Source organism: Tsukamurella ocularis (genome assembly GCF_024807615.1).
In the GTDB taxonomy this organism is placed as follows: domain Bacteria; phylum Actinomycetota; class Actinomycetes; order Mycobacteriales; family Mycobacteriaceae; genus Tsukamurella; species Tsukamurella ocularis.
The window spans coordinates 626,693-652,928 of the sequence record NZ_JANUCJ010000002.1; the positions used below are offsets into that span (position 1 = coordinate 626,693).

26 protein-coding genes are annotated in these 26,236 nt (G+C 69.9%); 6 read left to right on the forward strand and 20 right to left on the reverse strand.

What is annotated here, in order from left to right; genetic code table 11:
- Nucleotides 1-19: 19 nt before the first annotated feature.
- On the reverse strand, nt 20-523 hold the full coding sequence (locus tag HNP44_RS09085) for a CinA family protein (RefSeq protein ID WP_259140050.1): 504 nt from the start codon (nt 521-523) through the stop codon (nt 20-22).
- Complete coding sequence (gene pgsA / locus HNP44_RS09090; RefSeq protein ID WP_259140049.1) at nt 510-1,088, reverse strand: CDP-diacylglycerol--glycerol-3-phosphate 3-phosphatidyltransferase; 579 nt, start codon at nt 1,086-1,088, stop codon at nt 510-512. The genes HNP44_RS09085 and pgsA overlap by 14 nt, the downstream gene beginning before the upstream one ends.
- Before the next feature lie 57 nt (nt 1,089-1,145).
- Here pgsA and HNP44_RS09095 point away from each other — a divergent pair, with 57 nt between their 5' ends.
- Nucleotides 1,146-1,652, forward strand: a complete 507-nt coding sequence (locus HNP44_RS09095) for an amino-acid N-acetyltransferase (RefSeq protein ID WP_259140048.1) — start codon at nt 1,146-1,148, stop codon at nt 1,650-1,652.
- Between the two features lie 25 nt (nt 1,653-1,677).
- On the opposite strand, the gene HNP44_RS09100 is transcribed toward HNP44_RS09095, so the two are convergent.
- Nucleotides 1,678-2,076, reverse strand: coding sequence for a PPOX class F420-dependent oxidoreductase (locus HNP44_RS09100; protein WP_259140047.1), 399 nt, complete (start codon nt 2,074-2,076; stop codon nt 1,678-1,680).
- Nucleotides 2,077-2,284: 208 nt separating this feature from the next.
- On the opposite strand from HNP44_RS09100, the gene HNP44_RS09105 reads away from it, so the two are divergent.
- The gene (locus HNP44_RS09105; protein WP_259140045.1) at nt 2,285-3,016 is read left to right on the forward strand and encodes a putative protein N(5)-glutamine methyltransferase; all 732 of its coding nucleotides are present in this window, start codon (nt 2,285-2,287) and stop codon (nt 3,014-3,016) included.
- Between the two features lie 75 nt (nt 3,017-3,091).
- Here HNP44_RS09105 and HNP44_RS09110 read toward each other — a convergent pair whose 3' ends face one another.
- From HNP44_RS09110 to HNP44_RS09120, 3 genes are all read right to left on the reverse strand, one after another.
- Complete coding sequence (locus HNP44_RS09110; protein ID WP_259140044.1) at nt 3,092-4,123, reverse strand: TerC family protein; 1,032 nt, start codon at nt 4,121-4,123, stop codon at nt 3,092-3,094.
- A 141-nt stretch (nt 4,124-4,264) separates the two neighbouring features.
- Nucleotides 4,265-6,904 carry a DNA translocase FtsK 4TM domain-containing protein gene (locus HNP44_RS09115; RefSeq protein ID WP_259140041.1) on the reverse strand — a complete coding sequence of 880 codons (2,640 nt, stop codon included), beginning with the start codon at nt 6,902-6,904 and terminating at the stop codon, nt 4,265-4,267.
- Nucleotides 6,905-6,978: 74 nt separating this feature from the next.
- Nucleotides 6,979-7,596 carry a TIGR03085 family metal-binding protein gene (locus tag HNP44_RS09120; RefSeq protein WP_259140039.1) on the reverse strand — a complete coding sequence of 206 codons (618 nt, stop codon included), beginning with the start codon at nt 7,594-7,596 and terminating at the stop codon, nt 6,979-6,981.
- A 99-nt stretch (nt 7,597-7,695) separates the two neighbouring features.
- Here HNP44_RS09120 and HNP44_RS09125 point away from each other — a divergent pair, with 99 nt between their 5' ends.
- Both HNP44_RS09125 and HNP44_RS09130 read left to right on the forward strand, forming a co-directional pair.
- Complete coding sequence (locus HNP44_RS09125) at nt 7,696-8,301, forward strand: hypothetical protein (protein ID WP_259140038.1); 606 nt, start codon at nt 7,696-7,698, stop codon at nt 8,299-8,301.
- A gap of 32 nt (nt 8,302-8,333) precedes the next feature.
- Nucleotides 8,334-8,900, forward strand: coding sequence for a hypothetical protein (locus HNP44_RS09130; RefSeq protein ID WP_259140037.1), 567 nt, complete (start codon nt 8,334-8,336; stop codon nt 8,898-8,900).
- Between the two features lie 70 nt (nt 8,901-8,970).
- Here HNP44_RS09130 and HNP44_RS09135 read toward each other — a convergent pair whose 3' ends face one another.
- The 7 genes from HNP44_RS09135 to dapB form a co-directional block, all read right to left on the reverse strand.
- The gene (locus tag HNP44_RS09135) at nt 8,971-10,953 is read right to left on the reverse strand and encodes a ribonuclease J (protein WP_310437667.1); all 1,983 of its coding nucleotides are present in this window, start codon (nt 10,951-10,953) and stop codon (nt 8,971-8,973) included.
- Between the two features lie 3 nt (nt 10,954-10,956).
- Nucleotides 10,957-11,862, reverse strand: coding sequence for a 4-hydroxy-tetrahydrodipicolinate synthase (gene dapA / locus HNP44_RS09140; RefSeq protein WP_259140036.1), 906 nt, complete (start codon nt 11,860-11,862; stop codon nt 10,957-10,959).
- A gap of 43 nt (nt 11,863-11,905) precedes the next feature.
- Nucleotides 11,906-12,376 (reverse strand): dihydrofolate reductase, encoded by a 471-nt coding sequence (locus HNP44_RS09145; protein WP_259140035.1) that lies wholly within the window; start codon nt 12,374-12,376, stop codon nt 11,906-11,908.
- Nucleotides 12,376-13,173 carry a thymidylate synthase gene (locus HNP44_RS09150; protein ID WP_259140034.1) on the reverse strand — a complete coding sequence of 266 codons (798 nt, stop codon included), beginning with the start codon at nt 13,171-13,173 and terminating at the stop codon, nt 12,376-12,378. The genes HNP44_RS09145 and HNP44_RS09150 overlap by 1 nt, the downstream gene beginning before the upstream one ends.
- A gap of 286 nt (nt 13,174-13,459) precedes the next feature.
- Nucleotides 13,460-13,909, reverse strand: coding sequence for a flavodoxin family protein (locus HNP44_RS09155; RefSeq protein ID WP_259140031.1), 450 nt, complete (start codon nt 13,907-13,909; stop codon nt 13,460-13,462).
- Nucleotides 13,909-14,388: a hypothetical protein gene (locus HNP44_RS09160; protein ID WP_259140028.1), complete on the reverse strand. Its 480-nt coding sequence runs from the start codon at nt 14,386-14,388 to the stop codon at nt 13,909-13,911. The genes HNP44_RS09155 and HNP44_RS09160 overlap by 1 nt, the downstream gene beginning before the upstream one ends.
- Nucleotides 14,385-15,128 (reverse strand): 4-hydroxy-tetrahydrodipicolinate reductase, encoded by a 744-nt coding sequence (gene dapB / locus HNP44_RS09165; protein ID WP_224650585.1) that lies wholly within the window; start codon nt 15,126-15,128, stop codon nt 14,385-14,387. The genes HNP44_RS09160 and dapB overlap by 4 nt, the downstream gene beginning before the upstream one ends.
- A 23-nt stretch (nt 15,129-15,151) precedes the next feature.
- Between dapB and HNP44_RS09170 the strand changes: the two genes are divergently transcribed.
- The gene (locus HNP44_RS09170; protein WP_259140027.1) at nt 15,152-15,526 is read left to right on the forward strand and encodes an MmcQ/YjbR family DNA-binding protein; all 375 of its coding nucleotides are present in this window, start codon (nt 15,152-15,154) and stop codon (nt 15,524-15,526) included.
- Between the two features lie 4 nt (nt 15,527-15,530).
- Here HNP44_RS09170 and HNP44_RS09175 read toward each other — a convergent pair whose 3' ends face one another.
- A complete protein-coding gene (locus tag HNP44_RS09175) occupies nt 15,531-16,100 on the reverse strand; it encodes a hypothetical protein (RefSeq protein ID WP_259140026.1) in 570 nt (189 codons plus the stop codon).
- Between the two features lie 102 nt (nt 16,101-16,202).
- On the opposite strand from HNP44_RS09175, the gene HNP44_RS09180 reads away from it, so the two are divergent.
- Nucleotides 16,203-17,174: a magnesium transporter CorA family protein gene (locus HNP44_RS09180; RefSeq protein ID WP_259140025.1), complete on the forward strand. Its 972-nt coding sequence runs from the start codon at nt 16,203-16,205 to the stop codon at nt 17,172-17,174.
- Here HNP44_RS09180 and HNP44_RS09185 read toward each other — a convergent pair.
- The 6 genes from HNP44_RS09185 to HNP44_RS09210 form a co-directional block, all read right to left on the reverse strand.
- Entirely contained in the window at nt 17,152-19,287 is a 2,136-nt protein-coding gene (locus HNP44_RS09185; protein WP_259140024.1) for an MMPL family transporter, read from the reverse strand. The two genes, HNP44_RS09180 and HNP44_RS09185, sit on opposite strands and share 23 nt — an antisense overlap.
- Nucleotides 19,284-20,120, reverse strand: coding sequence for a GNAT family N-acetyltransferase (locus HNP44_RS09190; RefSeq protein ID WP_259140023.1), 837 nt, complete (start codon nt 20,118-20,120; stop codon nt 19,284-19,286). Before HNP44_RS09190 ends, HNP44_RS09185 begins: the two co-directional genes overlap by 4 nt.
- Nucleotides 20,117-21,397 (reverse strand): lysine N(6)-hydroxylase/L-ornithine N(5)-oxygenase family protein, encoded by a 1,281-nt coding sequence (locus tag HNP44_RS09195; protein WP_259140022.1) that lies wholly within the window; start codon nt 21,395-21,397, stop codon nt 20,117-20,119. Before HNP44_RS09195 ends, HNP44_RS09190 begins: the two co-directional genes overlap by 4 nt.
- 134 nt (nt 21,398-21,531) lie before the next feature.
- On the reverse strand, nt 21,532-24,237 hold the full coding sequence (locus tag HNP44_RS09200) for an MGH1-like glycoside hydrolase domain-containing protein (protein WP_259140021.1): 2,706 nt from the start codon (nt 24,235-24,237) through the stop codon (nt 21,532-21,534).
- 89 nt (nt 24,238-24,326) lie between these two features.
- A complete protein-coding gene (locus HNP44_RS09205; RefSeq protein WP_259140020.1) occupies nt 24,327-25,049 on the reverse strand; it encodes a pirin family protein in 723 nt (240 codons plus the stop codon).
- 26 nt (nt 25,050-25,075) lie between these two features.
- On the reverse strand, nt 25,076-26,164 hold the full coding sequence (locus HNP44_RS09210) for a 2,3-butanediol dehydrogenase (protein ID WP_259140019.1): 1,089 nt from the start codon (nt 26,162-26,164) through the stop codon (nt 25,076-25,078).
- Nucleotides 26,165-26,236 lie beyond the last annotated feature (72 nt).

The following is a 26,236-nucleotide window of genomic DNA, read 5'->3' on the forward strand; positions in this document are numbered from 1 at the left end:
CGTCTTGGTTACTGTCCAGTCAACGCGGGGCGGGCCCGGAAGGTTCCCGATTCACCGAAACCCGCGCGGTGAGCTCTCGCAGGGCCGCCTCAACGGCACCCCGGCGGACGTCCGCCCGGTCACCGTCGAGCTGAAGCGTTGTGACGGACGTGCCCGACGGGCCGGATATGCCCAGGTGGACGGTGCCGACAGGCACCCCGTCCTGCTCAGTAGGGCCGGCGACGCCGGTGAGCCCGACGCCCCAATCCGCCCCGCAGCGCGTCCGCGCACCGTCGGCGAGGGCGCGCGCGGTGTCGGGATGGACGGGCCCGTTGCGCTCCAGGTCTCCCGGCGGGACGCCGGCCAAGCTCGCCTTGAGGTCGGTGGCGTAGACGATGAGGCCTCCGCGCAGCACGGCGCTGGCGCCCGGGACGTCGGCGACGGTAGCGGCGAAGAGGCCTGCGGTGAGCGACTCGGCCGACGCGACCGTCTCACCGCGCTCGGCGAGCGCGGCTACCAGGCGGGCGGCCTCACCTGCGGCCACGCCACCAGCTCAACAGATAGTCGACGCCGGTCGCGACGGTGACGATCACAGCCGCACCCATGACGACCTGGCTGGGCACGTCCATCCACGCCGGCAGCGGCATGAGATAGAGCCCGATGGCGACTGTCTGCAGCAGGGTCTTGAGCTTGCCGCCGCGGCTCGCCGGGATCACGCCGTCACGGATGACGGCGAACCGGAAGGCGGTGATACCGAACTCGCGCGCGAGGACGATCAGAGTCACCCACCACGGAAGGTCGCCGAGCACCGACAGTCCGACGAAGGCGGCGCCGGTGAGCGCCTTGTCGGCGATGGGATCCATGAGCTTGCCGAAATCAGTGATGAGTCCGTAGCGGCGCGCGATCTGGCCGTCGACCCGGTCCGTGAACATCGCGGCGGCGAAGATCGCGAAGGCGATCCACCGCCAGGTGTTCGAGTGCCCACCCTCGGCGAACAGCGCCGCGAGGAAGACGGGGACGAGTACGATCCGGAGCACCGTCAACCCGTTCGCGACGTTGACGTTCGAGACAGGTGTGCTTGCGGGCTGCACGCCGTCCGTTGCTCTCACGTCGATCAGCCTATCGGTACGCGGAATGGGCGGCTCTGCGCGCTACAGTTTCCTACCGTGACCGCCGACCACGACGATGTGCTGCGCCGCGCCCGGACCTCCGACATCCCCGCGATCAAGCGCCTCATCGACGTCTACGCGGGCAAGATCCTGTTGGAGAAGAATCTGGTCACCCTGTACGAGTCGGTGCAGGAGTTCTGGGTGTACGTGGTCGACGACGTCGCGGTCGGCTGCGGCGCGCTGCATGTGCTGTGGTCGGACCTGGGCGAGATCCGCACCCTCGCGGTGGACCCGATGGTGAAGGGTCACGGCATCGGGCACAAGATCGTCGCCCGCCTGCTCGACGAGGCGCGCTCGCTGGAACTGAGCCGGGTCTTCGTGCTCACCTTCGAGACGTCCTTCTTCGGTCGTCACGGTTTCAAGGAGATCGACGGGACGCCGGTGAGCGCCGAGGTCTACAACGAATTGTGTCGCAGCTACGACGAGGGCGTCGCGGAGTTCCTCGACCTGTCCTACGTCAAGCCCAACACGCTGGGCAACACCCGCATGCTCGTCACCCTGTAGCGCCGACGGGCGACGAGCGGTCCGGTCAGGGCTGCGGCGTGATCACCACGACGGTGTCGCCGTACGGCTGCGTCCGGCCCTTGAACCTCGCGCCGATCGCGTTGAACATCTTCGACATCGGCACCTGGAAGCCGTACTTCGCCTTCACTGCGGCCTGCACGGCATCGAACTCCGGCCCGCTGGAGACCAGCTGCGCCGTTCCGGCGGTCGTCGCCGCGCTGTCGGCGATCGCACCACGCTGGTTGCACGGAGTGATCTCCACGGCCGGGTTGTTGCGGATCCGCTTGGCCTTCCCTGACGTGGAGGACGTCCAGAAGCCGATGCGCTCTCCATCGACGGGGACCACCCACACCGGCGTCGCGACCTTCTCGCCCGACCGGCGGAAAGTCGCGACGGAGATGGTCTTCTCGGAACCCAAGGTCATGGGGTCAGCATAGCGCCCAGGTGCCGCCGATACCGCCTTCCCACCATCTCTGAACTGGTCATTCGTCCCACATCGGCACATTTTCATCCCCCGGCCGCGGCGCTCCAACCTTCACCGCTTGACGACTGTTGATATCGCACAGTGAACCAACACATACCGGGGTGTCGTGAGTGTGGTGAATCACGCCCAACCGTGATTGACTCTTCCGGTGAATGTGATCGGTGAGCTGCGCGCAGCCGGATGCGCCTTCGCCGAACGCGAGGCCGAACTGCTGGAAGACGCGGCGGCATCCGAGCCCGACCTGGAAGCTCTTGTCCGGCGCCGGTGCGCGGGCGAGCCCCTGGAACACCTGCTCGGCTGGGTCGAGTTCCGCGGGCGCCGGCTGATCGTCGGTCCCGGTGTCTTCGTCCCCCGGCGACGGACCGAGCTGCTGTCCGAGCTCGCCGATGGTGGGGGTGTCCTCGTCGAGCTGTGCTGCGGCGCCGGGCCGATCGTGGCGACCGCCGCCGCCGCGAAGACCTACGCCGCGGACATCGATCGCACCGCCGCCGAGTACGCCGCGCGCAACGCCCCGGAGGCGACCGTCCTCGTCGGCGACCTGTTCAGCCCGCTCCCCGGAGTGCTGCGCGGGACCGTCGACGTGATCGCGGCGAACGCGCCCTACGTGCCCACCGCAGCGATCCGGACGATGCCGCCGGAGGCCCGTGACAACGAGCCGCACCGAGCTCTGGACGGAGGACCGGACGGCCTGACCCTGCACCGCCGGATCGCGATGGACGCACCGCTCTGGCTACGTCCCGGTGGCCGGGTGCTCATCGAGACAGGGCGCCAGCAAGCCACGTACACGGTGGCCGCGCTGCGCACCGTCGGCCTCGACACGCACATCGAGATCGACGATGAGCGGCAGGCCACCGTCGCCGTGGGAGTCAAGCCGTCCTGATGCCGCGCCCCGGCAGCGCGCTCTGGTGCGGCGTCGGGACAGACCGCGTCAGGACACCGGGGCCCGGTGCACCGACTACTTCGTGTCGGAGTCCGAAGGCACGTCCGACGACACCTGCTCCCGGGCACCGTCGCGCTTGGACTTGATCAGCGAGGCGACAGTGGTGATCACCAGAACGCCCAGGATGACCGACAGCGACAGGCCGGTGGAGATCTCCGGCACCGCCAGGTGCTCGCCACCGTTGATGAAGGGCAACGTGTTCTCGTGCAGCGCGTGCAGCACCAGCTTCACGCCGATGAAGCCGAGCACTATCGACAGGCCGTACGACAGGTACACCAGGCGATCGAGCAGGCCGCCGATGAGGAAGTACAGCTGGCGGAGGCCCATCAGCGCGAAGGCGTTCGCCATGAACACCAGGTAGGGCTCCTGGGTGAGACCGTAGATCGCGGGGATCGAATCGAGCGCGAACAGCACGTCGGTGAACCCGATGACCACCAGCGCCAGCAGCAGCGGGGTGGCGACCTTCTTACCGTCGACCTTGGTGATCAGCTTGTCACCATCGTAGGTCTCGGTGGTGGGGACGATCTTCTTGAACAGCGCGGCGACGCGGCCCTCGCGCTCCTTCTCGTCCTCGACCGGGCCTTCGGGCGACGAAGCCTCCTTGACCAGCTTGATCGCGGTGTACAGCAGGAACGCGCCGAAGATGTAGAACACCCAGGAGTAGGTCGAGATCGCGGCGGCACCCACGGCGATGAAGCCGGCACGCATCACCAGAGCCATGACGATGCCGATCAGCAGCACCTTCTGCTGGTAGATCCGGGGCACCGCGAACTTCGCCATGATGATGACGAAGACGAAGAGGTTGTCGACGGAGAGGGCCTTCTCGGTGACGAAGCCGGCGAAGAACTCCCCGCCGTACCGCGGCCCGGAGACCGCCCAGACGCCGATGCCGAAGAGGATCGCGATGCTGATGTACACCGCGGACCAGAAGCCGGATTCCTTCAGCGAGGGTTCGTGCGGCGTGCGCACGTGACTGAAGAAGTCGAAAACGAAGAGGCCGAGAACGACCAGGATCGAGACGATCCAGACGACGGCGGAAACCTGCATTGCATACACCTCCGGTACAGATCCGGAGGTCTCTCCCGACCCGGACTGCGGGTCCGGCGTGCCCGGGTGGATATCGATCCACCGTGCTGACGTTCACGCCGCGAGCGGGATACTCCCCTCACACATGCATGCAGGACTGTATCAGAAGTCCGGTTCGTCCACTTCCTGAGCGACGTCGCCGCCCCGCAGCACCAGCAGTAGGCCGGGCAGCTCGTCGGGCGTCACGAGCACGTCGCGCGCCTTGGAACCCTCCGACGGCCCGACGATGTCGCGGGTCTCCATGAGATCCATCAGGCGGCCGGCCTTCGCGAAGCCGACACGGAGCTTGCGCTGCAGCATCGAGGTCGAGCCGAACTGCGACGACACGACCAACTCCACGGCCTGCAGGAAGACGTCCAGGTCGTCGCCGATGTCGGGGTCGACGTCCTTCTTCTCGACCTTGGTCTCGGTGACCCCGTTGGCGTACTCCGGCTCGGCCTGGTTGCGTACGAAGTCGACGACGGAGGTGATCTCCTCGTCGGTGATGAACGCGCCCTGCATGCGGGTCGACTTGCCGCCCATCGGCAGGAACAGCGCGTCGCCCATGCCGATCAGCTTCTCGGCTCCGGGCTGGTCGAGGATGACCCGCGAGTCCGTCAGCGAGCTGGTCGCGAAGGCCAGACGGGACGGAACGTTGGTCTTGATCAGGCCGGTGACGACGTCCACGGACGGCCGCTGCGTGGCGAGCACCAGGTGGATGCCGGCGGCGCGGGCCTTCTGCGTGATCCGGACGATCGCCTCCTCGACATCGCGCGGCGCGGTCATCATGAGGTCGGCGAGCTCGTCGACGATCGCCACGATGTACGGGTACGGCCGGTACACGCGCTCGCTGCCGAGCGGCGTGGTGATCTCGCCGGACTTCACCTTCCGGTTGAAGTCGTCGATGTGACGCACGCGCGAGGCCTGCATGTCCTTGTACCGCTGCTCCATCTCCTCGACCAACCAGGACAGCGCCGCGGCGGCCTTCTTGGGGTCGGTGATGATGGGCGTGATGAGGTGCGGGATGCCCTCGTAAGGGGTCAGCTCGACCATCTTCGGGTCGATGAGGATCATCCGCACCTCGTCGGGCGTGGCGCGCGCGAGCAGCGAGACGAGCATCGAGTTCACGAAGCTCGACTTGCCGGAGCCCGTCGAACCGGCGACCAGCAGGTGGGGCATCTTGGCGAGGTTGGCATTGACCATCTCGCCCTCGATGTCCTTGCCGAGGCCGATGACCAGCGGATGCGTGTCCTTGCGCGTGTTATCGGCGGCCAGCACGTCGGCCAGGCGGACCATCTCGCGGTCGGTGTTGGGCACCTCGATGCCCACGGCCGACTTGCCGGGGATCGGTGCCAGCAGGCGGACGTTGTCCGTCGCCACCGCGTAGGAGATGTTGCGGTGCAGCTGGGTGACCTTCTCGACCTTGACGCCGGGGCCGAGCTCGAGCTCGTACCGCGTGACCGTCGGGCCGCGGGTGTAACCGGTGACGGCCGCGTCGATCTTGAACTGCTCCATGACGCCGGTGATCGCGTCGATCATGGCGTCGTTCGCGCTGGTCCCCGCCTTGGCCGGCTCTCCCTCGATGAGCAGGTCGGCGGGCGGCAGGATGTAATCCTCACTGTCGATGGTCCGCGCGACGGTGAACTCGGTCGCCTTCGGCGCGGGCGGCGGTGTGTGGTCCTTCACCACCGCGGCGCGGCGCGGCTTCGGCGCCGGAGGCACCTCGACAGTCGGCTCGTCCGACGGGGCCGGCTCGGGCGTGATCGGTGCGGTCACCTGGTCCGACGGTGCCGGCTCCTCCGCCTCGGCGGCCTTGCGGCGGCGGGACCGCTTCGGCGGCTCCGGGTCGGCGGGGTAGTTGTCGTATGGGTCGCCGTAGGGCGTCAGTGCGCGGGTCGCGGTGTCGCCGCGACCCGAATCGAAGTCGGCGAAGGGCGAGTCGAGATCCTCGTCGTCGAGCGGCCCCTCGTCGCCGTACTGCTCGCTCATGTCGACGCCGAAGTAGAACTTGAGCCGGTCGACGATCTCCCGCACCGTCATGCCGCTGACCAGGAGCAGGCCGAACAGCGCGACCAGGACCAGCAGCGGCACGGAGATCCACGCCGTGAAACCGTCGGTGAGCGGCCCGCCGACGACGTACCCGAGGTAGCCGCCGGCGGCGGCGCGGTCGTCGAAGGTCGACGGTCCGCCGGACGCGATGTGCAACAGACCCAGGAAGGGCAGCACGATGAGGGCGGAGCCGACGCGATGCCGCACGTGCGCCGACGGGTTGTCAGGGCGGCGCATCATGATCACACCGAGGGCGATGGCGAGCGGCGGGACCAGCACGGCGAACCAGCCGACCACGGCGCGGACGCCGGTCGAGAAGAACGAGCCGACGGGCCCGCCTGCGTCGAAGTAGAGGGCCGCGCCGAGGATGATCGCGACGGCGAACAGGGCGAGCGCGAGACCGTCGCGCGAGTGCGTGGGCTTCGGGACCACGACCTCACCGGTGGCGGCGGGCGCGGGCTCGACCTCGGCAGACCGACTTCCGGTGCGCACGGCGCCACCGATGCCCTTGGCCAGCAGTTTCCAGCCGGCACCCAGGCCGCGCGCCACTCCCCCACCGGCGCCCGAGGCGGCCTTGGGGGCCGCGGCCTGCTTGCCGCGGGTGCGCGGCGCGGCCTGTCGGCTGCGGGTCGGGCTCGCGGCGCGGCTGGTGCGGGTACTCCCGGAACGGGAGCTCGCGCCGCCGCGCGCGCGGGTGGTGGTCTTCGATGCCATGGGGGCAGTCTATCGACAATAACCCCATCCGTATCAAGTGCCACACATGTAACAGCAGGACCAACGGCGGGTCGTCAGAGCGAACGCACCACCGAACCGAGCAGATCGATGTCGCCGTCGGACCCTTCGAACGTGACCAACGCCTCGTCACGGCCGAACGCCCACATCGCGACCTCGCCGATCGCGCCGATCACCGCGACCTCGGGCCCGCGCCCCGCAGCGGCGACGGTGCCCTCCTCGGTCGTAAGGCTGACCCGCAGCGGAGCGCCCCGCAGCGTGAGCCGTGCGATCCGCGCGACGACGTCGTGGAGGCCGCGCTCGACCCGTTTGTCGAGCACCCGCGGCGTCCATCCCGGCGCGGCCCGCCGGATGTCCTCGGTGTGCACGAAGTACTCACCGAGGTTCGCCTGTTCGTCCACGAGGCGCAGGGGCGAGAGTCGGGGCGGGCCGCCCGCAACGCTGTCGAGCAGGGCGCCGAACGGGCGGGCAGCGATCTGCGTCTGCACCCGCTCCGTGTACCCGGCGAGCGGCCGGACGAGAATGCCCGCCATCGCGTCGGGACGCCCCTCGCGCAGGATGAGGTGCGCGAGCAGCTCCCGGACGGTCCACTCGCCGCAGAGCGTCGGGGCGTCAGGACCGGCGGCGCGCGCCGCCTCGACGAGGGCGGCGCGTTCACTCCGAGCAGGCTTCACACGGGCCACCCTAGACCCGTCCGGCGGGGTGCCGCAGCGCACGCCAGGACACCTGTACTTCGTACTGAAATCAAAACGAAGTGTCCTATACTTCACCGCATGATCGCGAACTCGACGACGACGTCCCGCCGCACGCGCTGCGTCTCGGCCGCTGCCCTCCTCGCCGCTCTCGCAGCTGGTGGCACGGCCCTTGCCCCGGCTGCCTCCGCCGCCCCGGTGGGCCTGAACCTCGTCCTCACGAAGGCCGAGTTTCCCGCCGGGTCGAACGACTACCGCACCGGCAAGCCCGTGGTGTCGAAGCTGACCGCGGGCGACAACCCGTCGCCGGCCTGCACCGCGGCCACCGAGCGGGTCAACCGCGCCTCCGCCGGCGCGCAGGGCTTCAGCGCGACGGCCCGCAACGGCTACTCGCTCATGCTCACCTCCGTCGTCGCTCCCCCGCAGGCCTCAGTGTGGCGGGCCGCGACCCAGGCCTGCAGCGGCCCCGTCGCCGAGCTCCCCGTCCCCGGAGACCTCGCGCGCTACAACCCCGTCGTACTCACCTACCGCGACGGCGAGCGCATCCAGGCCGTCGAGGGCGTCGCCGACGTCGCCGGTCGCACCGTCGACGTGTACGTGGGCGGCCTCAGCGAGACCCCCGCGAACACCGCCCGCTTCTGGCAGGTCTTCCGCGCGCAGATCCAGAAGGTCGAGACGGCGCGCTGATGCGCCCGCGCGACCTCCTCGCCGGGTCGACGGTGGCGGTCCTCGCCGCCGTCGGCCTTCCCGGCATCGCGCACGCGGCTCCGGTGAACACTGCGCAGGCCGTCCTGGCCGCGCATGAGTTCCCCGCGGGCACCACCGGCTACGAGGTGGAAACAGAGACGCTGACGTCGATCGGCGCCAGAGCAACCCCTGGAGCCGTCGACGACCCCTCTCCGTCCGCCTGTAGCCGGAACATCAGCCGGATGTTCGAGCGGATGGAAGGCGCCCGCGTCACCGAGGCGCGGGCGGTACGCGGGTCCACTCGTGTCGAGGCGGTGGTGCTGAACCGCCCGATGACCGCACTGATGACGGAGACCTTCCCGACCTGCGAAGCCACCCTTTTGCCGTCGGAACGGTCGGCCGTCCTCGCCGCTCCCCGGGATCTGGCACGACTGCGGCCGTTCATCTTCCGGGACAAGGACGAGCTCCAGGCGTGGGTCGACGTCCGCGGTGTCGCGATCAACGTCACCGCTCGCGGGACGAACCGCTCGCCAGCGGACGCGGACGCCTTCTGGCAGACGCTGCACGCCCAGGTCGCGAAGGTCGAACGGCAGCCCTGACATCATCTTTCGAAGCGTTCTGCGATGTCCCACACTAGGAAACGTCGCAGAACGCTTCAGAAGATGTGCGCTACTCCCCCACCACGATCACCGTGGGGACGATCATCGGCCGCCGCCGGTAGGCCTTGTCGACCCAGCGGCCCACGGCCCGTCGAACGCCCTGCGCGATGCGGTGCGCCTCCTTGACCCCTTCGGCAGCGAGGTCGGCGATCACGTCCTCGACGATCTGCTCCGCCTCCTTGAGCGCGGTCGGATCGTCGGAGAAGCCGCGACCGGAGACCTCGGGCTTGGTGACGGCGTTGCCCCGCTCGTCGATCGCGACAGTGATGGCGATGAAGCCGCCTTCGCCGAGGACGAGGCGGTCCGACAGCGTCGACTCGCCGACGTCGCCGACGGACGAGCCGTCGACGTAGACGTGGCCGACGGGCACCTGTCCGACGATCTTCGCGACGCCGCCGACGAGGTCCACCACCACGCCGTCCTCGGCGAGCATGATGCGGTCCTTCGGCACGCCGGTGGCCTCCGCGAGCGCGGCGTTGGCACGCAGGTGACGCCACTCGCCGTGCACGGGCATTGCGTTGCGCGGGCGCACCGCGTTGTAGAGGTACAGCAGCTCGCCGGCGCTGGCGTGGCCGGAGACGTGGACCTTGGCGCTCTGCTGCGTGATCACCTTGGCGCCCAGCTTGGACAGCCCGTTGACCACCGCGAACACCGAGTTCTCGTTGCCGGGGATGAGCGAGCTGGCGAGCACGACGAGGTCGTTCGGCGAGATGGTGATGTTGCGGTGCTCGCCGCGGGCCATGCGCGAGAGCGCGGCCAGGGGCTCGCCCTGCGATCCGGTGGAGATGAGCACGACGCGGTCGTCGGGCAGCGAGGCGGCGGTGTCGAGGTCGACCTCGACGCCCTCGGGCAGGTGCATGTAGCCCAGGTCCTGCGCGAGCGCCATGTTCCGCACCATCGACCGGCCGACGAAGGTGATTCGCCGGTTGTGGGCCATCGCGACCTCGGCGATCTGCTGGATGCGGTGCACGTGCGAGGCGAAGGACGCAACGATGACGCGGCCCTTGGCCCGCCCGATCACGTTGTCGAGCACCGGCCCGATCTCGCGTTCGGGAGTCACGAAGCCGGGGACCTCGGCGTTCGTGGAGTCCACGAGGAACAGGTCCACGCCCGCGTCGCCGAGCCGCGAGAAGCCCGCGAGGTCGGTGAGCCGGCCGTCGAGCGGCAGCTGGTCGAGCTTGATGTCACCTGTGTGCAGCGCCACCTGGCCGCCCGCGTGGATCGCGACGGCGATCGCGTCGGGGATCGAGTGGTTCACGGCGAAGTACTCGCACTCGAACGGCCCGTGACTGGTCGATTCGCCCTCGCGGACCTCTATCAGCTTGGGCCGCAGCCGGTGCTCGTCGCACTTGGCCTTGACCAGCGCGAGCGTGAACTTAGCGCCCACAACGGGGATGTCGGGCCGCAGGCGCAGTAGGAAGGGCACCGCGCCGATGTGGTCCTCATGGCCGTGCGTGAGCACGATCGCCTCGACGTCCTTGATCCGGTCCTCGATGTATCGGAAGTCCGGGAGGATCAAGTCGACGCCGGGCTGCTGATCCTCGGGGAAGAGCACGCCGCAGTCGACGACGAGCAGCTTGCCGTCGTACTCGAAGACGGTCATGTTGCGACCGATCTCCTTGATGCCGCCGAGCGCGACGATGCGCATGCCACCCTTGGGCAGCTTGGGCGGGGCGCCCAGCCGCTCCACTGCGGCCGACGGTGCCTTCTGCCCGCCCCCGCGCCGGCCCGCGCCGCCGCGGCGGTTGCCGCCGCCCTTCGGCGCGGCCTTCCGCGGCTGCTGCGTCTCGGCCTTAGCGGCCGGAGCCTTCGCCGCCGCCGTCGTTGCCGGAGCTTGCGTGGGCGGGGCCTGCACCGCCGGGGCGGTCGCGCTGTTCTGGGCCACGACCCGCGCCGCCGAGGTGGCGATCACCGGCTTGGGCTCCGCAGGCGGTCCCGCCTGCCGGGTGGCCTTTCGGCTCCGTCGGGCTCCGCCTGCTGCACCGTCGGTCATTGTTTAGAGCACCCCCGCTTGGGTCAGTAGCGCTGCGAGCCGGTCGCGCTGTTCACCGGTGGGCGGCACCTGAGGGAGGCGCGGTACACCCATATCAAGGCCCTGCAGGGCCAGTGCCGCCTTCGAGAAGGTCACGCCGCCGAGACCGGACATGGCCTCGTAGACGGGCCCGAGGGAGGCGTTGATGTCCTTGGCGCGGGCGTTGTCGCCCGCGAAGTAGGCGTCGCGCATCGCGCGCAGCTGCGGCGCGACGACGTGCCCGATGACGGAGACGAAGCCGAGTGCACCGACGGAGAGCCAGGGCAGGTTCAGCGGATCGTCGCCGGAGAGGAATTGCAGGTCGGTCTCGGCGATGAGCCGGGCGCCGGCGCCCAGGTCGCCCTTCGCGTCCTTCACGCCGACGATGTTCTTGTGCTCGGCGAGCTTTCGCAGTGTGTCCGTCTCGATCGCGACCACGGAACGGGGCGGGATGTCGTAGAGCAGCACGGGCAGATCGGTGGCGTCGGCCACCGTCGTGAAGTGCGCGAGCAGGCCGGCCTGGGGCGGCCGCGAGTAGTACGGGGTGACCACGAGCAGGCCGTGCGCGCCAGCCTCGGCGGCGTCGCGCGCGAAGACGGCGGACTCGTCGGTGTCGTAGGTGCCTACGCCCGCAGTGATCTGCACGCGGTCGCCGACGGCCTCGATGATCGCCTTGAGGAACTGGATCTTCTCCCACGGCTGGGTGGTGGGCGACTCGCCCGTGGTGCCCGCGACGATGAGCCCGTCGCATCCCTGGTCGGCGAGGTGCGACGCCAGCTTCTGCCCGGCCTCGAGGTCCAGCGTGCCGTCCGCCTTGAACGGGGTCACCATCGCGACGGAGATCGCGCCGAAGGGCGTGGTGGGCGTTGTGGTCGCCGGGGTCGCACTCATAACCGATAAGGCTACCCACCCGGTCCCGGAAAGTTGCTATTGGCTAGCGGTTGCGCCGGTAGGTCAGGTGCCGGTACCGCAGGCCCGACGAGGACTCGCGCCACGCCGCGTCCTCCTCCAGGACGAAGTCCTCGGGGATCGACGGTGCCGTCGTGTCGCCCTCGACGGTGGCGTCCACCTCGGTCACTGCGAGCAGGTCCGCGAGCGGCAGTGCCGCATCGTAGATCTCGCCGCCGCCGATCACCCACACGTCACCGTCGGGGACGGCGAGGTCGTGCTGGACGACGGCACCGTCGGCGCGCCACGCCCGATCCCGCGTCACCACGATGTTCGTGCGCCCGGGGAGCGGGCGGAAGCGAGGCGGCAGGGAGTCCCAGGTGCGACGGCCCATCAGCACGGTGGCGCCGGCAGTGGTCTCGCGGAAGTACTTCATGTCCTCCGGGATGTGCCACGGGATCCCGCCGTCGGCACCGATCACTCCCCCGCGGGCCTGCGCCCAGATCAGGCCGATCACTAGACCGCCACCGGAGCCTTGATCGCGGGATGGTGCACGTAGTCGTGGATCGTGATGTCGCCGTATTCGTAGTCGAAGACACTGGGCCGCTCGGCGAGCTCGAGCCGCGGGTACGGATACGGGTCGCGGCTGAGCTGCTCGGTGACCTGCTCGACGTGGTTGTCGTAGATGTGGCAGTCGCCACCGGTCCACACGAAGTCGCCGGGCTCGAGGCCCACCTGCGCGGCCACCATGTGCGTGAGCAGCGCGTAGCTCGCGATGTTGAACGGGACGCCGAGGAACAGGTCGGCGCTGCGCTGGTAGAGCTGGCAACTGAGCCTGCCGTCCGCCGCGTAGAACTGGAAGAAGGCGTGGCAGGGCGGGAGGGCCATGTTCTCGATCTCCGCGACGTTCCACGCGGAGACGATGTTGCGCCGGCTGGACGGGTTGGTGCGCAGAGTGTCGATCGCCTTGCTGATCTGGTCGATGTGCTCGCCGTTCGGGGTGGGCCAGCTGCGCCACTGCACGCCGTAGACGGGGCCGAGCTCGCCGTCCGGCGCCGCCCACTCGTCCCAGATGGTGACGCCGTTGTCCTGCAGCCACTTGACGTTCGAGTCGCCGCGCAGGAACCACAGCAGCTCGTAGGCGATGGACTTCATGTGTACCCGCTTGGTGGTGATGAGCGGGAAGCCCTGCGACAGGTCGTACCGGAGCTGGCGCCCGAAGACGCTGCGGGTCCCGGTGCCCGTGCGGTCGGGCCGGTGCGTGCCGTTCTCCAGCACGTCGCGGAGCAGGTCTTCGTAGGGCGTCGCGATCACGTGCCTAGTCTAGAGCGGAGCCCCGACAACCTTCGGCGCGGCGCGACCGCGTCCGTCCGGCGCGGACCAGCCTGCGTTCAGCGCCGCGCACGCGACGCGCTGCTGGCCGATCTCCGCGAGGTTCTTCATCAGCTCGGCATTGACCCACGCGACGTGATGGCCGACGGCCAGGTCGGCGTCCGCCGGCCAGGGGAACTCCGACAGCTCGTCGACCGGAAGTCGTCGGGCGTCAGCTCGGTGTTCGGTGTCGACGGTGTGCCGCCCGCTCGGGTCGTCGACGACCTGGCTACATCAACTGCGCAGCGACCGTAGCGCCCAAGTTCCAGCACGCCTCGAGGTCCGCCCTCGACGGCTTGCCCGACACGACGACGTGCGGCGTCGCCTTCACCCAACCGAGCCCGGCGGTGATCGAATCCACCGCGCGCTCGGCGCCCTCGCCGCCCTCGTTCGCATGCAGGTACAGCCCGAAGGGCCGGTCGCGGGTCGAATCGAGGCACGGGTAGTAGATCGTGTCGAAGGCGTGCTTGAGCGCCCCGGAGATGTAGCCGAGGTTCGCCGGCGAGCCGAGGACGTAGCCGTCCGCGGCCAGCACGTCCGACGCGGTCACGGCGAGCGCAGCGCGCCGCACGACCTCGACGCCCTCGATCTCGGGGTCGGTGGCTCCCGCGATCACCGCCTCGAACATCTCCTGGCAGTGCGGAGACGGCGTGTGATGGATCACGAGGAGCACGGCCATCAGCGGGCCTTCTTCTCCATCGAGACGGCGCGTGTCATCCAGTCCCGGGCGCGGGAGCGGTCGCCCGCGTAGTCGTAGGCACGGGCGAGGCGATAGGCGTTCACCCAGGACGCGGGCTCGGCCTCGTACTCGGCCTTGACCTGGGCGAACAGCTCGTCCGCGGCGTCGCGCTGCACGCGACCCGAGGGCATCTTGGGCAGGTCCGCGATGTCGAGGTCGCGCCCCAGCGCCTTGGCCGACGCGGCGAGCCGCTGGTGCGCGTAGCCATTGCTGAGCACGGACCACAGGATCCACAGGCCGACGAGCCCGACCAGGACCATGCCGAAGGCCAGGCCCAGATTCGCTCCGCCGCCGCGGCGGGCGATCATCCACGCCCACGCGCCGATGAGCCCGATGTACGTGAGCATCGCGACGGACAGGAAACCGATGACCAGCAGCTTGCCCAGGTTCCCCCGATCGCGGCGCTCCACGGGGCTCACAGGTCCATGAACGGCTCGATGCCCACGGTGAGGCCGGGCCGCGAGGAGATGCCGCGCACGCCGAGCAGCACGCCGGGGACGAACGAGCTGCGGTCCAGCGAGTCGTGCCGGATGGTCAGGGTCTCACCCTGGGTGCCGAGCAGCACCTCCTGGTGCGCGACGAGGCCGGCGACGCGCACGGAGTGCACGCGGACGCCGTCGACGCGTGCGCCGCGGGCGCGGTCGAACTCCGCGGATGTGGCGTCGGGCATCTTGCCGCGGCCGGCCTGCTCGCGCGCCTCGGCGATGAGCTCGGCGGTGCGGGTGGCGGTGCCGGACGGGGCGTCGGCCTTGTAGGGGTGGTGCAGCTCGATGATCTCGACCGAGTCGAAGAACCGGGCGGCCTGCGCCGCGAAGCGCATCGTGAGCACGGCGCCGATGGCGAAGTTCGGGGCGATGAGCACGCCGACGCCGGGCTTCTCCGCCAGCCAGCCGCGCACCGTGTCAAGCCGGTCATCGGTGAAGCCGGTGGTACCGACCACGGCGTGAATCCCGTTGTCGATGAGGAACTCCAGGTTGTCCATCACCGCGTCCGGGTGGGTGAAGTCGATCACCACCTGGGTGTTCGAGTCGAGGAAGCCGGTGAGCATGTCCCCCGCGTCCACGGTGGCGCTCAGCGCCAGATCGTCGGCCGCCTCGACGGCGTCCACCATTGCGCGGCCGACCTTGCCGCCGGATCCCAACACACCCACGTTCAGCATGCGCCCGACGATACCCTTGCCCGGTGACCACCCGACCGGACGTTCCCGACGAATGGATCGACCACCTCGCCGGCATCCTCGAGGCCTTCCCCGAATGCGTTGCCGACCGCGCCTGGGTCGGCACGCGCTGGCGCGTCCGCGGCGCGACGGTGGCGCACGTCTTCGGCGGCGAGGACCAGCAGTTCCGCCTCATCTTTCGGGCCGAGCCCGGCGAGGTCCCGGCCTTCGAGAACCTCGGCGACCCGTACTTCCGCGTCAACTGGGGCGAGAGCACCGTCGGCATCATCGTCGACGAGAACACCGACTGGGACGAGGTCGCCGAACTCCTCACCGACTCCTACTGCGTCCAGGCGCCGGCGTCCCTCGCCGACCTCGTGGACCGGCCGGGGGCCCGATAGCCCGTCAGCTGGTGGGGAGCGCGGCGACCACCGCGGTCGCCGCGCGCCGCCAGCCCTCGAGGTCGGGAACCGCAGTGATGGTGCCCGCCACGAGCACCACGTGCACGAGGTATTTGTCGGTCACGACGCGCATCACGGGGAAATCGTCGTCGCGGACGACGGGCTCGACGACGGTGCGCCGCCCCACCCCGGAAAGCACGGTCGATCCGGGAGCGATGATGCGGGTGAGCATCTCATCGGTGATCTCACCACCCAACGACGGCGTGACCGCCTTGATGGTCGCGATGAGCGAGGTCCACCGCCGCAACTCCCCTGTGGTGGGTGTGCCGTAGTAGCTGCACTTGTGCGAGTAGGTCCCGTCGGTGAGCCGGAGGTCCGTCGGCTGCACCTGTGTGATGGCGACGCCGGTGAGGGCGGACATCTCCGCCGGTGTGAGGAGGCAGTCCGTGGGGAGCACCTGCTCCCGCCACGGTCCGTCCCGGCGCGGCACCGTCCAGTCGGGATCTGGCACTGCGACGCCGTCCACGGCCTGCGTGCAGCCTCCGGTGGCGACGAGCGCCAGGAGGAGCGCCACACCGATGGCACGCGCCTGTGGCCGACGTCGAGGGTGCACACCCCACAGTATCGACCGGCGGGGTCTCGGCGGTGCGAGGACCGACGACCTACCCTTGCGCACATGGACGTGACCATCCGGACCTTCGTGGACGACGCGGACGACTGCTTCGACGTCGTCCACCACGCCGCGACGGACGCCGCCACGCGGGCGTTGGCCGCACCGTCGGGCCTGATCTGGGTGGACGTGCTCGACCCGACCGAGGCCGAGTTCGCCCCCTTCGTCGAGACCATGGGACTCGACAAGCTGGCAGTGGAGGACGCGCTCACCGTTCATGAGCGGCCGAAGTCCCTGCGCTACGGCGAGATCCTGTTCGTCACCGCCTACACGGTGGCCGAAGACGGTGCCACGAGCCGGGTCTCGCTGTTCCTGTTCGAGCACGGAGTGCTCACGGTGCGTCTGGGCGAGGGCTTCCCCGTCGATGACGTCGCAGAGAACATCTCGGACAACGCGGACCTGCTGCAGTATGGGCCGAAATCGCTGGAGCTGATGTTGCTGGACGCCGTCGTCGACGGGTACACGGCGCGGGTGACCGCGGTGGACGAGCGCCTCGACGACGTGGAATCGATCCTGTTCGACGGCCGCTCGAGCGACCGGGTCTCCCAGATCACCTTCGATCTGCACAAGCAGGTGGGCGAGCTGCGCCGCATCGTCCTCCCGATGCGCGATGTGGTGGGCGCAGTGCTGCGACGCGTGTCCGCAGCACCCGATCTGCACGATCTCCTGCCCTACGCCGAGGACGTCTACGACCACACCATGCGCGCTGCGGACTGGACGGAGGGCCTGCGCGACAATGTCGAATCCGTGCGCTCCACCAACCTGGCCCTCGTCGACAACCAGCTCAACACGGTGATGAAGAAGCTCACCAGTTGGGCGGCGATCATCGCGGTGCCCACCGCCATCACCGGCTACTTCGGCCAGAACGTGCCCTACCCGGGCTTCGGCAAGGAGTGGGGCTTCTGGTTAAGCCTTCTGATGATGCTCACCCTGGCCGGCGGCCTGTACTCGGCCTTCAAGCGCCGCGGCTGGCTCTGAGCCGCGGCCACCAGTTCGCCGTTCCCGCGATGCGCATGAACGCGGGCAGCAGCACCAGCCGCACGAGCGTGGCATCGAGGAGCACGGCGATGGCGAGGCCCACGCCCAGCATTCGCATGAAGGACACCTCGGAGAAGCCGATCGCGGCGAAGACCACAGCCATGAGGAGCGCGGCAGCGGTGACCACCCGTGCGGTGCTTGCGATGCCGCGGGCCACTGCCTCGTCGTTCGCGGCGCGGTCCCGGCCGGGCAGCTCCTGCCACTCCTCGCGGATCCGGGACAGGAGGAAGACCTCGTAGTCCATGGACAGTCCGAAGGCGATGCAGAACATCAGCACCGGCATGTCCGCGATGAGGTGGCCCGTCACCGTGGTCCCCAGCCCGCCGAGGTGCCCCTCCTGGAAGATCCACACCATCGCGCCGAAGGTGGCCGAGAGCGAGAGCACGTTGAGCGCCAGCGCCTTCAGCGGCAGCAGCACGCTACCGGTGAGCAGGAACAGCAGCAGGAACGTCGTGATCGCGATCGCCACAAGGACCCGCGGCACCGCCCCGAGGATGGAGTCGACGGCGTCCCGGTCCGCCTGCGCCGCACCGGCGAAGAGCGTCGGGGCGGGCGCGGTTACCGCGCGCAGCGCGTCCAGCTGGGAGCCGCCTTCCGCCGACCGCGGGTCGTGCTCGCTCGCCACCGTGATCAGGCGCGCGAAGCCCGCCCGGGCCGTCGGGTCACCGTCTGCGACGCGGGCGCCGCGCAGCCACGTCCCGTCCGGTCCGACGACGGCACCCGTGCCGGCGGTCCGGGACAGCTCCCGGACGTAGTCCTCGGTGCCCGACGGTGCGCCCTCCGGTAGCAGGATCAGCACGTCTGCCGTGGGATTCGGGTGGAAGCCGGTACGCAGCTCGTCGCCGACGGCGTGCGACGAGGCGGCGGTCGGCAGGGTCCGGTCATCGGGGTAGCCGAGCTTCGCTCCGAGGAAGGGCACGCCGAGCGCGACCAGCAGCGCCACCACGGCGATGCCGAGTGGGACCGCCCGGCGCTGCACGGCTTTCACCGCCCGGTACCAGCGGGATTCGTCCGTCGGCCGTGGACCGCGGCCCACCCGGAGCCGGTCGATGCGATCGCCCAGCAGCGTCAGGATCGCCGGCGTCACGATCAGGGTCGCGATGGCGGTGAACCCGACGACGACCAGTCCGGCGTAGGCGAAGGAGCGCAGGAAGTACATGGGGAACAACACCATCGCGGCGAGGCTGAGGCCCACAGTGATCGCCGAGAACAGGACCGTGCGCCCCGCTGTCGCCATGGCTGTCACGAGCGCCTCATCGCGGCCGCGGGCCGGCACCTCCTCGCGATATCGACTCACCACCAGGAGCGTGTAGTCGATCGCCAGTGCCAGGCTCATGGCGGTGATGAGGTTGAGCGCGAACACCGAGACGTCGGTGACCTCCGCCACGAGCCGCAGCAGTCCGGACGTCGCGATGATCGCCGCGATCCCCACCACGACGGGCACCGCGGCGGCGACGAGCCCACCGAACGCCCACACGAGGACGAGGAAGGTGAGCGGCAGAGCGATCAGCTCCGCCCGCACCAGGTCCTTGCCGGACTGCTCGTTGATCTGCAGGTAGGTCATGGCCTCGCCGCCGGCCTCGACCTGTACTCCGTCGGGCGGGCGCGGCAGGCGGTCGACGATCGCGCGGGCGTGGTCGGGTGCGTTCCCGGTGCCGCCGGTCAGGCTCGCGACGACGAGGCCGGTACGCCCGTCCGCCGACGTCAGGCGCGTCGCCGCGGCCGGATCGGCCCAAGCGGACACGGCGGACTGCACCGCGGGGGCGCGGTGGACCGCCTCTGTGATCGCGCGACCATGGTCCGCCGCGGCGGGCAACGCTTCGGGGGTCAGCGCGCGCACCGTCAGCACCAGCGAGGACCCGCCGCGCCCGAAGTCGTCCTCCAGGACCTGCTGCGCACGGGCGGATTCCGCGCCCGGGTCGGTGCTGCCGCCACTGCGGAGGGCGCCGCCGACCCCGGCGCCGAAAATGCCCAGCACCACGAGAAGCAGCAGCGACGCCGCGAGCACGCTGCGGGGGCGTGCGGCGACGGCGCGGGTCAGCCGGGCGATCACAGCGCTGCGAGGAAGGAACGGACCTCGTCGAGGCATCCGGCCGCACGCATCCGCTCGGCGTCGAAGAGCACGAGGAAGTCGGCCATCTCGAAATCGGGGTCGTACGAGGGCAAGCCGCAGACGACGCCGCCGTACCGGACGGCGATCCGGATCGTGGGCGGAACGAGGTCCTCGTCGGCGCCGTCGGGCCGCGGGAGCTCATCGATGGGGACCCCGTCGACGGCGACGGGCCGGATCGGATCGGCGCGGACCGCACCGTCGGCGAGCGCGTCGTTGTCGGCGAGGAAGCCGAGCGCGGCACGGACCAGCGCGGCACGCGAATGTACGCCGTCCTCCATACGGACCGACATGCAGCCCATCGCGAACTGGAATCCGGAGCGCTCGTAGAAGGTCAGCAGTGCGATCCGTAGCAGCACCGACACCACCCCGCCCCGGTATCGCGTAGCGATGGTGGCGCGCCCCCACTCGGCGACGTCGTCGGCCATCGCGGCGAACGCCGGGCTGAGCCGGAACATGCTGGTGGTGAATACCTCCCGCTGCCCACTCGGCGCGGGCAGGATGATCCGGTAGCAGCCCACGATCTCGTCGGTCGGGTCGTGCCGTACGAGGAGGTGGGCGCTGTAGTCGTCGAACCGGTCCACGTCGATCGGCCGGCCGAGCCGCTCGCTGATCACGGCCCCGGGCAGCGGCGCGCCGAGCTCGGTGGAGAAGGCGTCGTACCGCAGGGCCTGTGCACGTTCGATGTCGCGCGGGTCCTCGGCGACGAAGACCGTGAACGGGGTGCGTTCGGTCGCCGCGAAGAGCACAGTGCCCGCCGGTGTCCTCGTGGTCATGGCGACTCCTCCTGGTGCAGCGCGCGGGCGATCTCACCCGCGCGGACGGCGACGTTGGACAGCAGCGTGGTCCCGAGACCGTGGCCGGGTAGATCGGCGCCCTGTACGTACAGGCCGGGCACCTCGGCACCGTCGATCACGGCGCGGTGCGAGCGGGCGACGTGCAGGTCGCCGCCCGGCGAAGCGATGCCGTCCAGCCCGGTGAGGCCGCCGGGCCGGAATCCGGTGGCGCAGACGACGGCGTCGAAGGTCGCCGCAGTGCGCTCGCCGGTGGTGAGGCGGCGCAGTTCGGCCGCGACGCCGCCGCCGGGCGCGGCCTGCGCGGCGACCACCGCGCTGGTGCGGTGCACGCCCAATCGGCGTGGGCCGCTTACCTTCTGCCGGTACCAGCGGTCGTAAAGCTCGCGAGTCAACGCGTGCTCGACCGCCGCGTAATTGGTGTTGCCGTGCCGATGCAACAGCGCCTCCCGCGTCTCCGACGGCGCGGCGGCGAACTCGTCGACCACGTCCGGGTCGAAGACCTGGTTGACGAAGGGACTCTCGTCCACGTCCGCGAGCCCGAATCCGTGGAAGGCGAGGTCGACGCGAGCCCCCGCGTCATGCAGGTGCAGCGCCACCTCGGCCGCGGATTGACCGCCGCCCACCACGAGGAAGCTCGCGCCCGCAACCCCGTCGGGGAGATCGCGCTCCAGCTCACCGAGCCGCGGGACGAGGTCGATGTTGTGAAAGACACGCCGCGGGTCGAGCCCGTCCGTCCACGCGGGCAAGACGGGCCGCAGGCCGCGCGCCACGACCACCGACTGTGCGCGGGTGACCCGCTCGTCGCCGTCCGGGCCACGATGGGTGACGGCGAACCGCGGCCCCTCGGAGCACCGAGCGAGGCCCGTCACCGTGCGGCCGTACCGCACCCGGTCCGCGAACGGCGTGGCCGCCCAGGCCAGGTAGTCCGCGAACTCGGCTCGCTCGGGAGTGAGCACGGCGCGGTTGACGAAGTCCACGAGCCGATCCCGGGCACCGAGGTACGCGACGAAGGAGAACGGACTGGCCTGGTTGCGCAACGTCACCAGGTCCTTGAGGAAGCTGATCTGCATGGACGTGCCCGGGAGCAGCATGCCCGGATGCCAGGCGAACGCTTCCCGCCGCTCCAGGAACCGCACGGTGCCGATCCGCTCCGGCACCTCCGCGAGTGCGATCGCCAGCGCCAGGTTGGCGGGTCCGAATCCGACCCCGAGTACGTCGACGACGTCGCCGTCGTCCACCGGTTCCGTCTCGCGCATCACACCCTTTCCCACCGACGTCGGGGCGGGTGGCCGTGCATCCGCCTGAACGGATCGTAACCCTGCAAAGATCCTGTACACCGTACTTGATGACAGATTTGTCACGCTTTGCAGTGTGAAATACCTCGCAGGCGTCAGGCACCCGAAGCGCGCGGGGGCTCCATGGGAAGACGAGGGTTGTGCAGGTGCGCGACGAGGCCCGTCCACCCGGTCTGGTGCGTGGCGCCGAGGCCCTCGCCCGTGTCCCCGTCGAAGTACTCGTAGAAGGTGGGATGCTGTGCCCAGAGCGGGTTGTCGCTGCCCTCGATCCGCCCGGCGTCCGCAGGACGGCGTGCACCGCCACCGTCGGCCCGCGCGACGGGTCGGAACAGCCCGACGAGCCCCCCGTCGATGACGTCGGCGGCCTCCTCCAGGGTGCACAGGTTGTCGGAGCCGGTGGGAATGGCGATGGTGAAGTCGTCGCCGAAGTGCCTGCCGTAGGTGCGTAGCTTGTCGGCGAGCAGCACGTTCACCGGAAACCACACGGGCCCACGCCAGTTGGAGTTGCCTCCGAACATGCCGGTGGTCGACTCGCCGGGCTCGTACTGGATGGAGACGGTTCTTCCGTCCACGTCCTCGGCCACCTGCTGCTCCGTCTTGGACAGGGAACGGATGCCGTAGGGCGCCAGGAACTCCGCCGGATCGAACATGCGCTCCAGCACGCGGCGCAGCCGGTCGGGGCTGACGAGGGAGAGCAGCATCCGGCCGTCCCCGTCTCCGTCGGCCGAGGCACCGGAGAGCACGGGCTCCACGAGTTCCGGGCGGCGGGAGCGCAGCCAGTTCAGGCGCGCAGTCACGTCGGGGCACTCCTGCGCCACCCACGCCGGCACGTCGGTGGCGCCCAACAGTGGGAGCAGGCCCACCATCGAGCGCACCCGCATCGGCAGCGCACTGCCGTCGGGCCGGACGAGCACGTCGTAGAAGAAGCCGTCCTCGTCGTCCCACAGAGAGAGGCTGTGCGAGCCGAAGTTGTACGTGGCCTTGGAGATCTGCAGGAAGTGCTCGAGGAATTTGGTGGCGCAGTCCTGCCACACCGGGTCGTGCCGCGAGAGCTCGATGGCGATCTTGAACATCTGCTGGCAGTAAAACGCCATCCAGCTGGTGGCGTCGGACTGCTCGAGCCGGTAGCCCGGCGGCAGTGGCGCGGACCGGTTGAAGAAGCCGATGTTGTCCATGCCGAGGAAGCCGCCCTCGAAGACGCCGGTGTCGTCGGATCCCTTGCGGTTGACCCACCAGGAGAAGTTGAGCAGCAGCTTGGTGAAGACGCGAACGAGGAACTCCTGGTCGCGCCAGCCGTCGATGCGGTAGACGTGCCACGCCGCCCACGCGTGCACGGGCGGGTTGACGTCGCCGAACTCCCATTCATATGCCGGCAGTTGGCCGTTCGGGTGCATAGCCCATTCTCGGCACATGAGGACCAGCTGTTCCTTGGCGAACTCGGGGTCGACGTGGGCCAGCGGGATGCAGTGGAAGGCCAGGTCCCAGGCAGCGAACCAGGGGTACTCCCATTCGTCTGGCATGGAGATCACGTCGGCCAGCGAGAAGTGCTTCCAGGTGGTGTTGCGGCGGCCTGGGTCCGCCCGCTCGCGCGGCGACGGGTCGACGGCGGGGTCACCCTCCAGCCAGGACTCCACGTCGTAGCGATAGAGCTGCTTGTTCCACAGCATGCCCGCGTAGGCGCGGCGCGCGACCGACCGGTCCTCGCCCTGCACGTCCTGGTGGATCACGGTGCCGTAGAATTCGTCCGCCTCGTCGCGCCGGTCGGCGAAGACGGCGGCGAAGCCCGGACCGAAGGTGTCCAGCGACGGTGCGGTGCGCGAGAGCCGCAGCCGAACCGTCACGCTCTCCCCGGGCGGCACGGAGGCGAAGCGGTACCAGACCGCCGCCTTGGTGCCGCGCTCCTCCGGGTTGACGGCAGCCTCGTCGCCCTGCACCACCCGCGTGGTGATTGCGTCCTTCGGGTAGGGCGAGGCGTTGGCCGCCGCGCCGAAGAGCTCCACGGCATCGGTCTCGTTGTCGCAGAACAGCAGCTGCGGAGAGCCCTCCGCAGCGAGGTGGTACTCGCCGAGCCACTGGTGGGTCACCCGGACCGCCTCGAGGCCGCCGACCTCCGGCGACCGTACGCGCGTGATCTCGCCGCGTCGCTCGTCGTGCCCCCACGCCCAGGTGTTGCGCAGCCACAGCTGCGGCAGCAGATCCAGCGGCGCGGGCGACGGACCGTGGTTGACCGCCTCGATCTCCACGCAGATGTCGTCGGGCGCGGCCTTGGCGTAGCGCACGTGCACGTCGAAGAAGCGGTTGTCGGCGAGCACGCCGGTGTCGGCGAGCTCGTATTCGCGCTGCGTTCGGTCGCGGGCGGCGTTGCCGTCGCGGAGTTGCTGGTACGGGTACTCGGCCTGCGGGTACCGGTACATCCAGTGCATCCAACTGTGCGTGGGCGTCCCGTCGACGGGCCACCAGTACTCCTTGACGTCCTCGCCGTGGTTGCCCTGCGCATTGGTGAGGCCGAACAGGCGCTCCTTGAGGATGGGGTCGTTGTGGTTCCACAGGCCGACGGCGAGATTGAGGAAGCCGTAGCGGTCGCAGATGCCGCCGAGCCCGTCCTCGCCCCACCGGTAGGCACGGCGGTGCGCCTGATCGAAGCCGAAGCTCCCCCAGGCATCGCCGCTGCCGCTGTAGTCCTCCCGGACGGTCCCCCACTGACGCCCCGCGAGGTACGGGCCCCAGAGTCGCCACGGGCCGTCAGGCCCCGGGCTCTCCGCGAGGCGGCGGTGTTCGGCTGTCGGCTCGGTGTTGTGCACCGGAGAATCCTCCTACACCGGGGGCGACGCCGCAGGAGGTGGACCGAGCCGAAGGCGAACGGACCCGAACGGGTATTCCCCGTGAGCGATCAGCGCGCGGAGACGGCCTGTGCGTGCATCTCCCAGAACAGGATCTCGGCGGGCTCGGTGGCGATCGCCGTGAGTGCACCGGTGTGGACGGTGCGCAGCGCGTCACCCTCACCGAGCCGGTCGTCGCCGACGGCGACGGCACCGGAGACCACGAAGAGGTGCCCGTACGGCGCCGGCGGCAGGACGACCGACTCCTCCGCCGCCAGCCGGGCGGCGTACAGCGCGGCGGCGTCGTTGTTGATCGCCACTGCCGGGTCGCGGCCCGCGATCCCCGAGGCGACGAGGACCAGGCCGCGACCACCGAGGGGGACGTCGGCGGTGCGATACTCCGGCTCGCCCCCGGGCTCGTTCGGCGGCAACCACATCTGGACGACCCTCGCGACCACGCCGGTGGAGCGCGGGTTCTGCTCGCGGTGGTTGACCCCGCTGCCCGCGCTCATCGCTTGCACCTGGCCGGCGCGAACCAGGCCGGTCTCGCCGGACGAGTCGTCGTGGTGCACCTCGCCCGCGATCACCCAGGTGACGATCTCAGCGTCGCGGTGGAAGTGCCGATCGACGCCCGAGCCCGGGTCGATGAGGTCGTCGTTGTGCACGAGCAGCTGCCCGTGCGCGTTCTCACCCAGATCGAAGTTGCCGGTGAAGGGCATCGACTGCCGCGTGTAGATCCCCTCGCCACGCCAGTGCGTGCGATCGGCGGCCGGGACGATCCTGCTCTCGCTCACCCCGACAGCCTAGGCCGGTACCGCCGTCAGACTCCGGCGGGCAGCCCCGCCCCGGACGGCGAGACGAGGATCTTCACCGCGGTCTCGTTGTGATGCAGCAGGGTGTCGTAGCCGACGGTGACCAGCTCGTCGAGGCCGATCCTGCCGGTGATGAACGGCGCCAGGTCGACGGTGCCGCTCTCGACCAGCGCGATCGTCTCGGCGTGGTTGTTCACGTAGGCGATAGTGCCGCGCATGTCGATCTCCTTGAGCACCAGCTTCTGCATGTCGACGCTGCCCGGTTGCCCCCAGATGGAGACGACCACGAGCACGGCCTGCGGCCGCAGCGCATCGAACAGGGCGTCCAGCGCGGGCTGCACGGAGGTGCACTCGAAGCCGACGTCGGCGCCGCGGCCGCCGGTGAGGCCCTGCACGGCGGCCACGACATCGGTCACCGTCGGATCGAAGACGTGGTCGGCGACGCCTGTCTCGGCGGCGCGACTCCGGCGCAGCGAGCTGGGCTCGCTGATGGCCACCGTCAGCCCCTTGGCCTTGCAGACCGCGGCGGTGAGCAGCCCGATCGGCCCGGCTCCGGTGATGAGAGCGAAGGCGCCGGCGCCCGCACCGGAGCGCTGCAGCGCGTGGTACCCCACAGCGAGCGGTTCGATGAGCGCCGCCTGGTCCAGCGGCACGTCCTTCGAGACCCGGTGCACCCAGCGGCGCTGCACGACGATCCGCTCCGAGAGCCCACCGCCGCGGCCGCCCAGCCCGATGAAGTTCATATCCGACGAGAGGTGGTAGTCGGTGCTGTCCGGCCCGGTGTCCACGTCGTCGGCGATGATGTACGGCTCGACCACTACGTGATCCCCCACCTGCAGGTCGTCGACGCCGGCGCCGACCGCGGCGATGACGCCGGACATCTCGTGCCCGATCGTCAGAGGCGCGGCTTCGCCGCTCACCGGATTCGGGTGGCCGCACGGCGGCACGAAGATCGGGCCGTCCACGTACTCGTGCAGGTCGGTGCCGCAGATTCCGCACCACGCGACGTCGATGGCGACGGTGCCCTCGGTCACCTCGGGCGCGGGGACGTCCTCGATCCGGACGTCGTTGCGGTCGTGGTAGCGCGCTGCTCGCATGGGATTCCTCCGGTCGTAGACATGTGACTCGTCCCACACTCGCCGCGGTCCGTGCGCCCCGTCGATCGTTGC

Coding starts and splice junctions, on each gene's coding strand:
- dapB (WP_224650585.1), bottom strand. CDS start 15,128: ATGCTGAACGTGGGTGTGTTGGGATCCGGCGGCAAGGTCGGCCGCGCA.
- HNP44_RS09125 (WP_259140038.1), top strand. CDS start 7,696: ATGATCGCGAACTCGACGACGACGTCCCGCCGCACGCGCTGCGTCTCG.
- HNP44_RS09195 (WP_259140022.1), bottom strand. CDS start 21,397: ATGCGCGAGACGGAACCGGTGGACGACGGCGACGTCGTCGACGTACTC.
- dapA (WP_259140036.1), bottom strand. CDS start 11,862: ATGAGTGCGACCCCGGCGACCACAACGCCCACCACGCCCTTCGGCGCG.
- HNP44_RS09115 (WP_259140041.1), bottom strand. CDS start 6,904: ATGGCATCGAAGACCACCACCCGCGCGCGCGGCGGCGCGAGCTCCCGT.
- HNP44_RS09100 (WP_259140047.1), bottom strand. CDS start 2,076: ATGACCTTGGGTTCCGAGAAGACCATCTCCGTCGCGACTTTCCGCCGG.
- HNP44_RS09110 (WP_259140044.1), bottom strand. CDS start 4,123: ATGCAGGTTTCCGCCGTCGTCTGGATCGTCTCGATCCTGGTCGTTCTC.
- HNP44_RS09190 (WP_259140023.1), bottom strand. CDS start 20,120: ATGACCACGAGGACACCGGCGGGCACTGTGCTCTTCGCGGCGACCGAA.
- HNP44_RS09135 (WP_310437667.1), bottom strand. CDS start 10,953: ATGACCGACGGTGCAGCAGGCGGAGCCCGACGGAGCCGAAAGGCCACC.
- HNP44_RS09180 (WP_259140025.1), top strand. CDS start 16,203: ATGGACGTGACCATCCGGACCTTCGTGGACGACGCGGACGACTGCTTC.
- HNP44_RS09155 (WP_259140031.1), bottom strand. CDS start 13,909: ATGGCCGTGCTCCTCGTGATCCATCACACGCCGTCTCCGCACTGCCAG.
- HNP44_RS09210 (WP_259140019.1), bottom strand. CDS start 26,164: ATGCGAGCAGCGCGCTACCACGACCGCAACGACGTCCGGATCGAGGAC.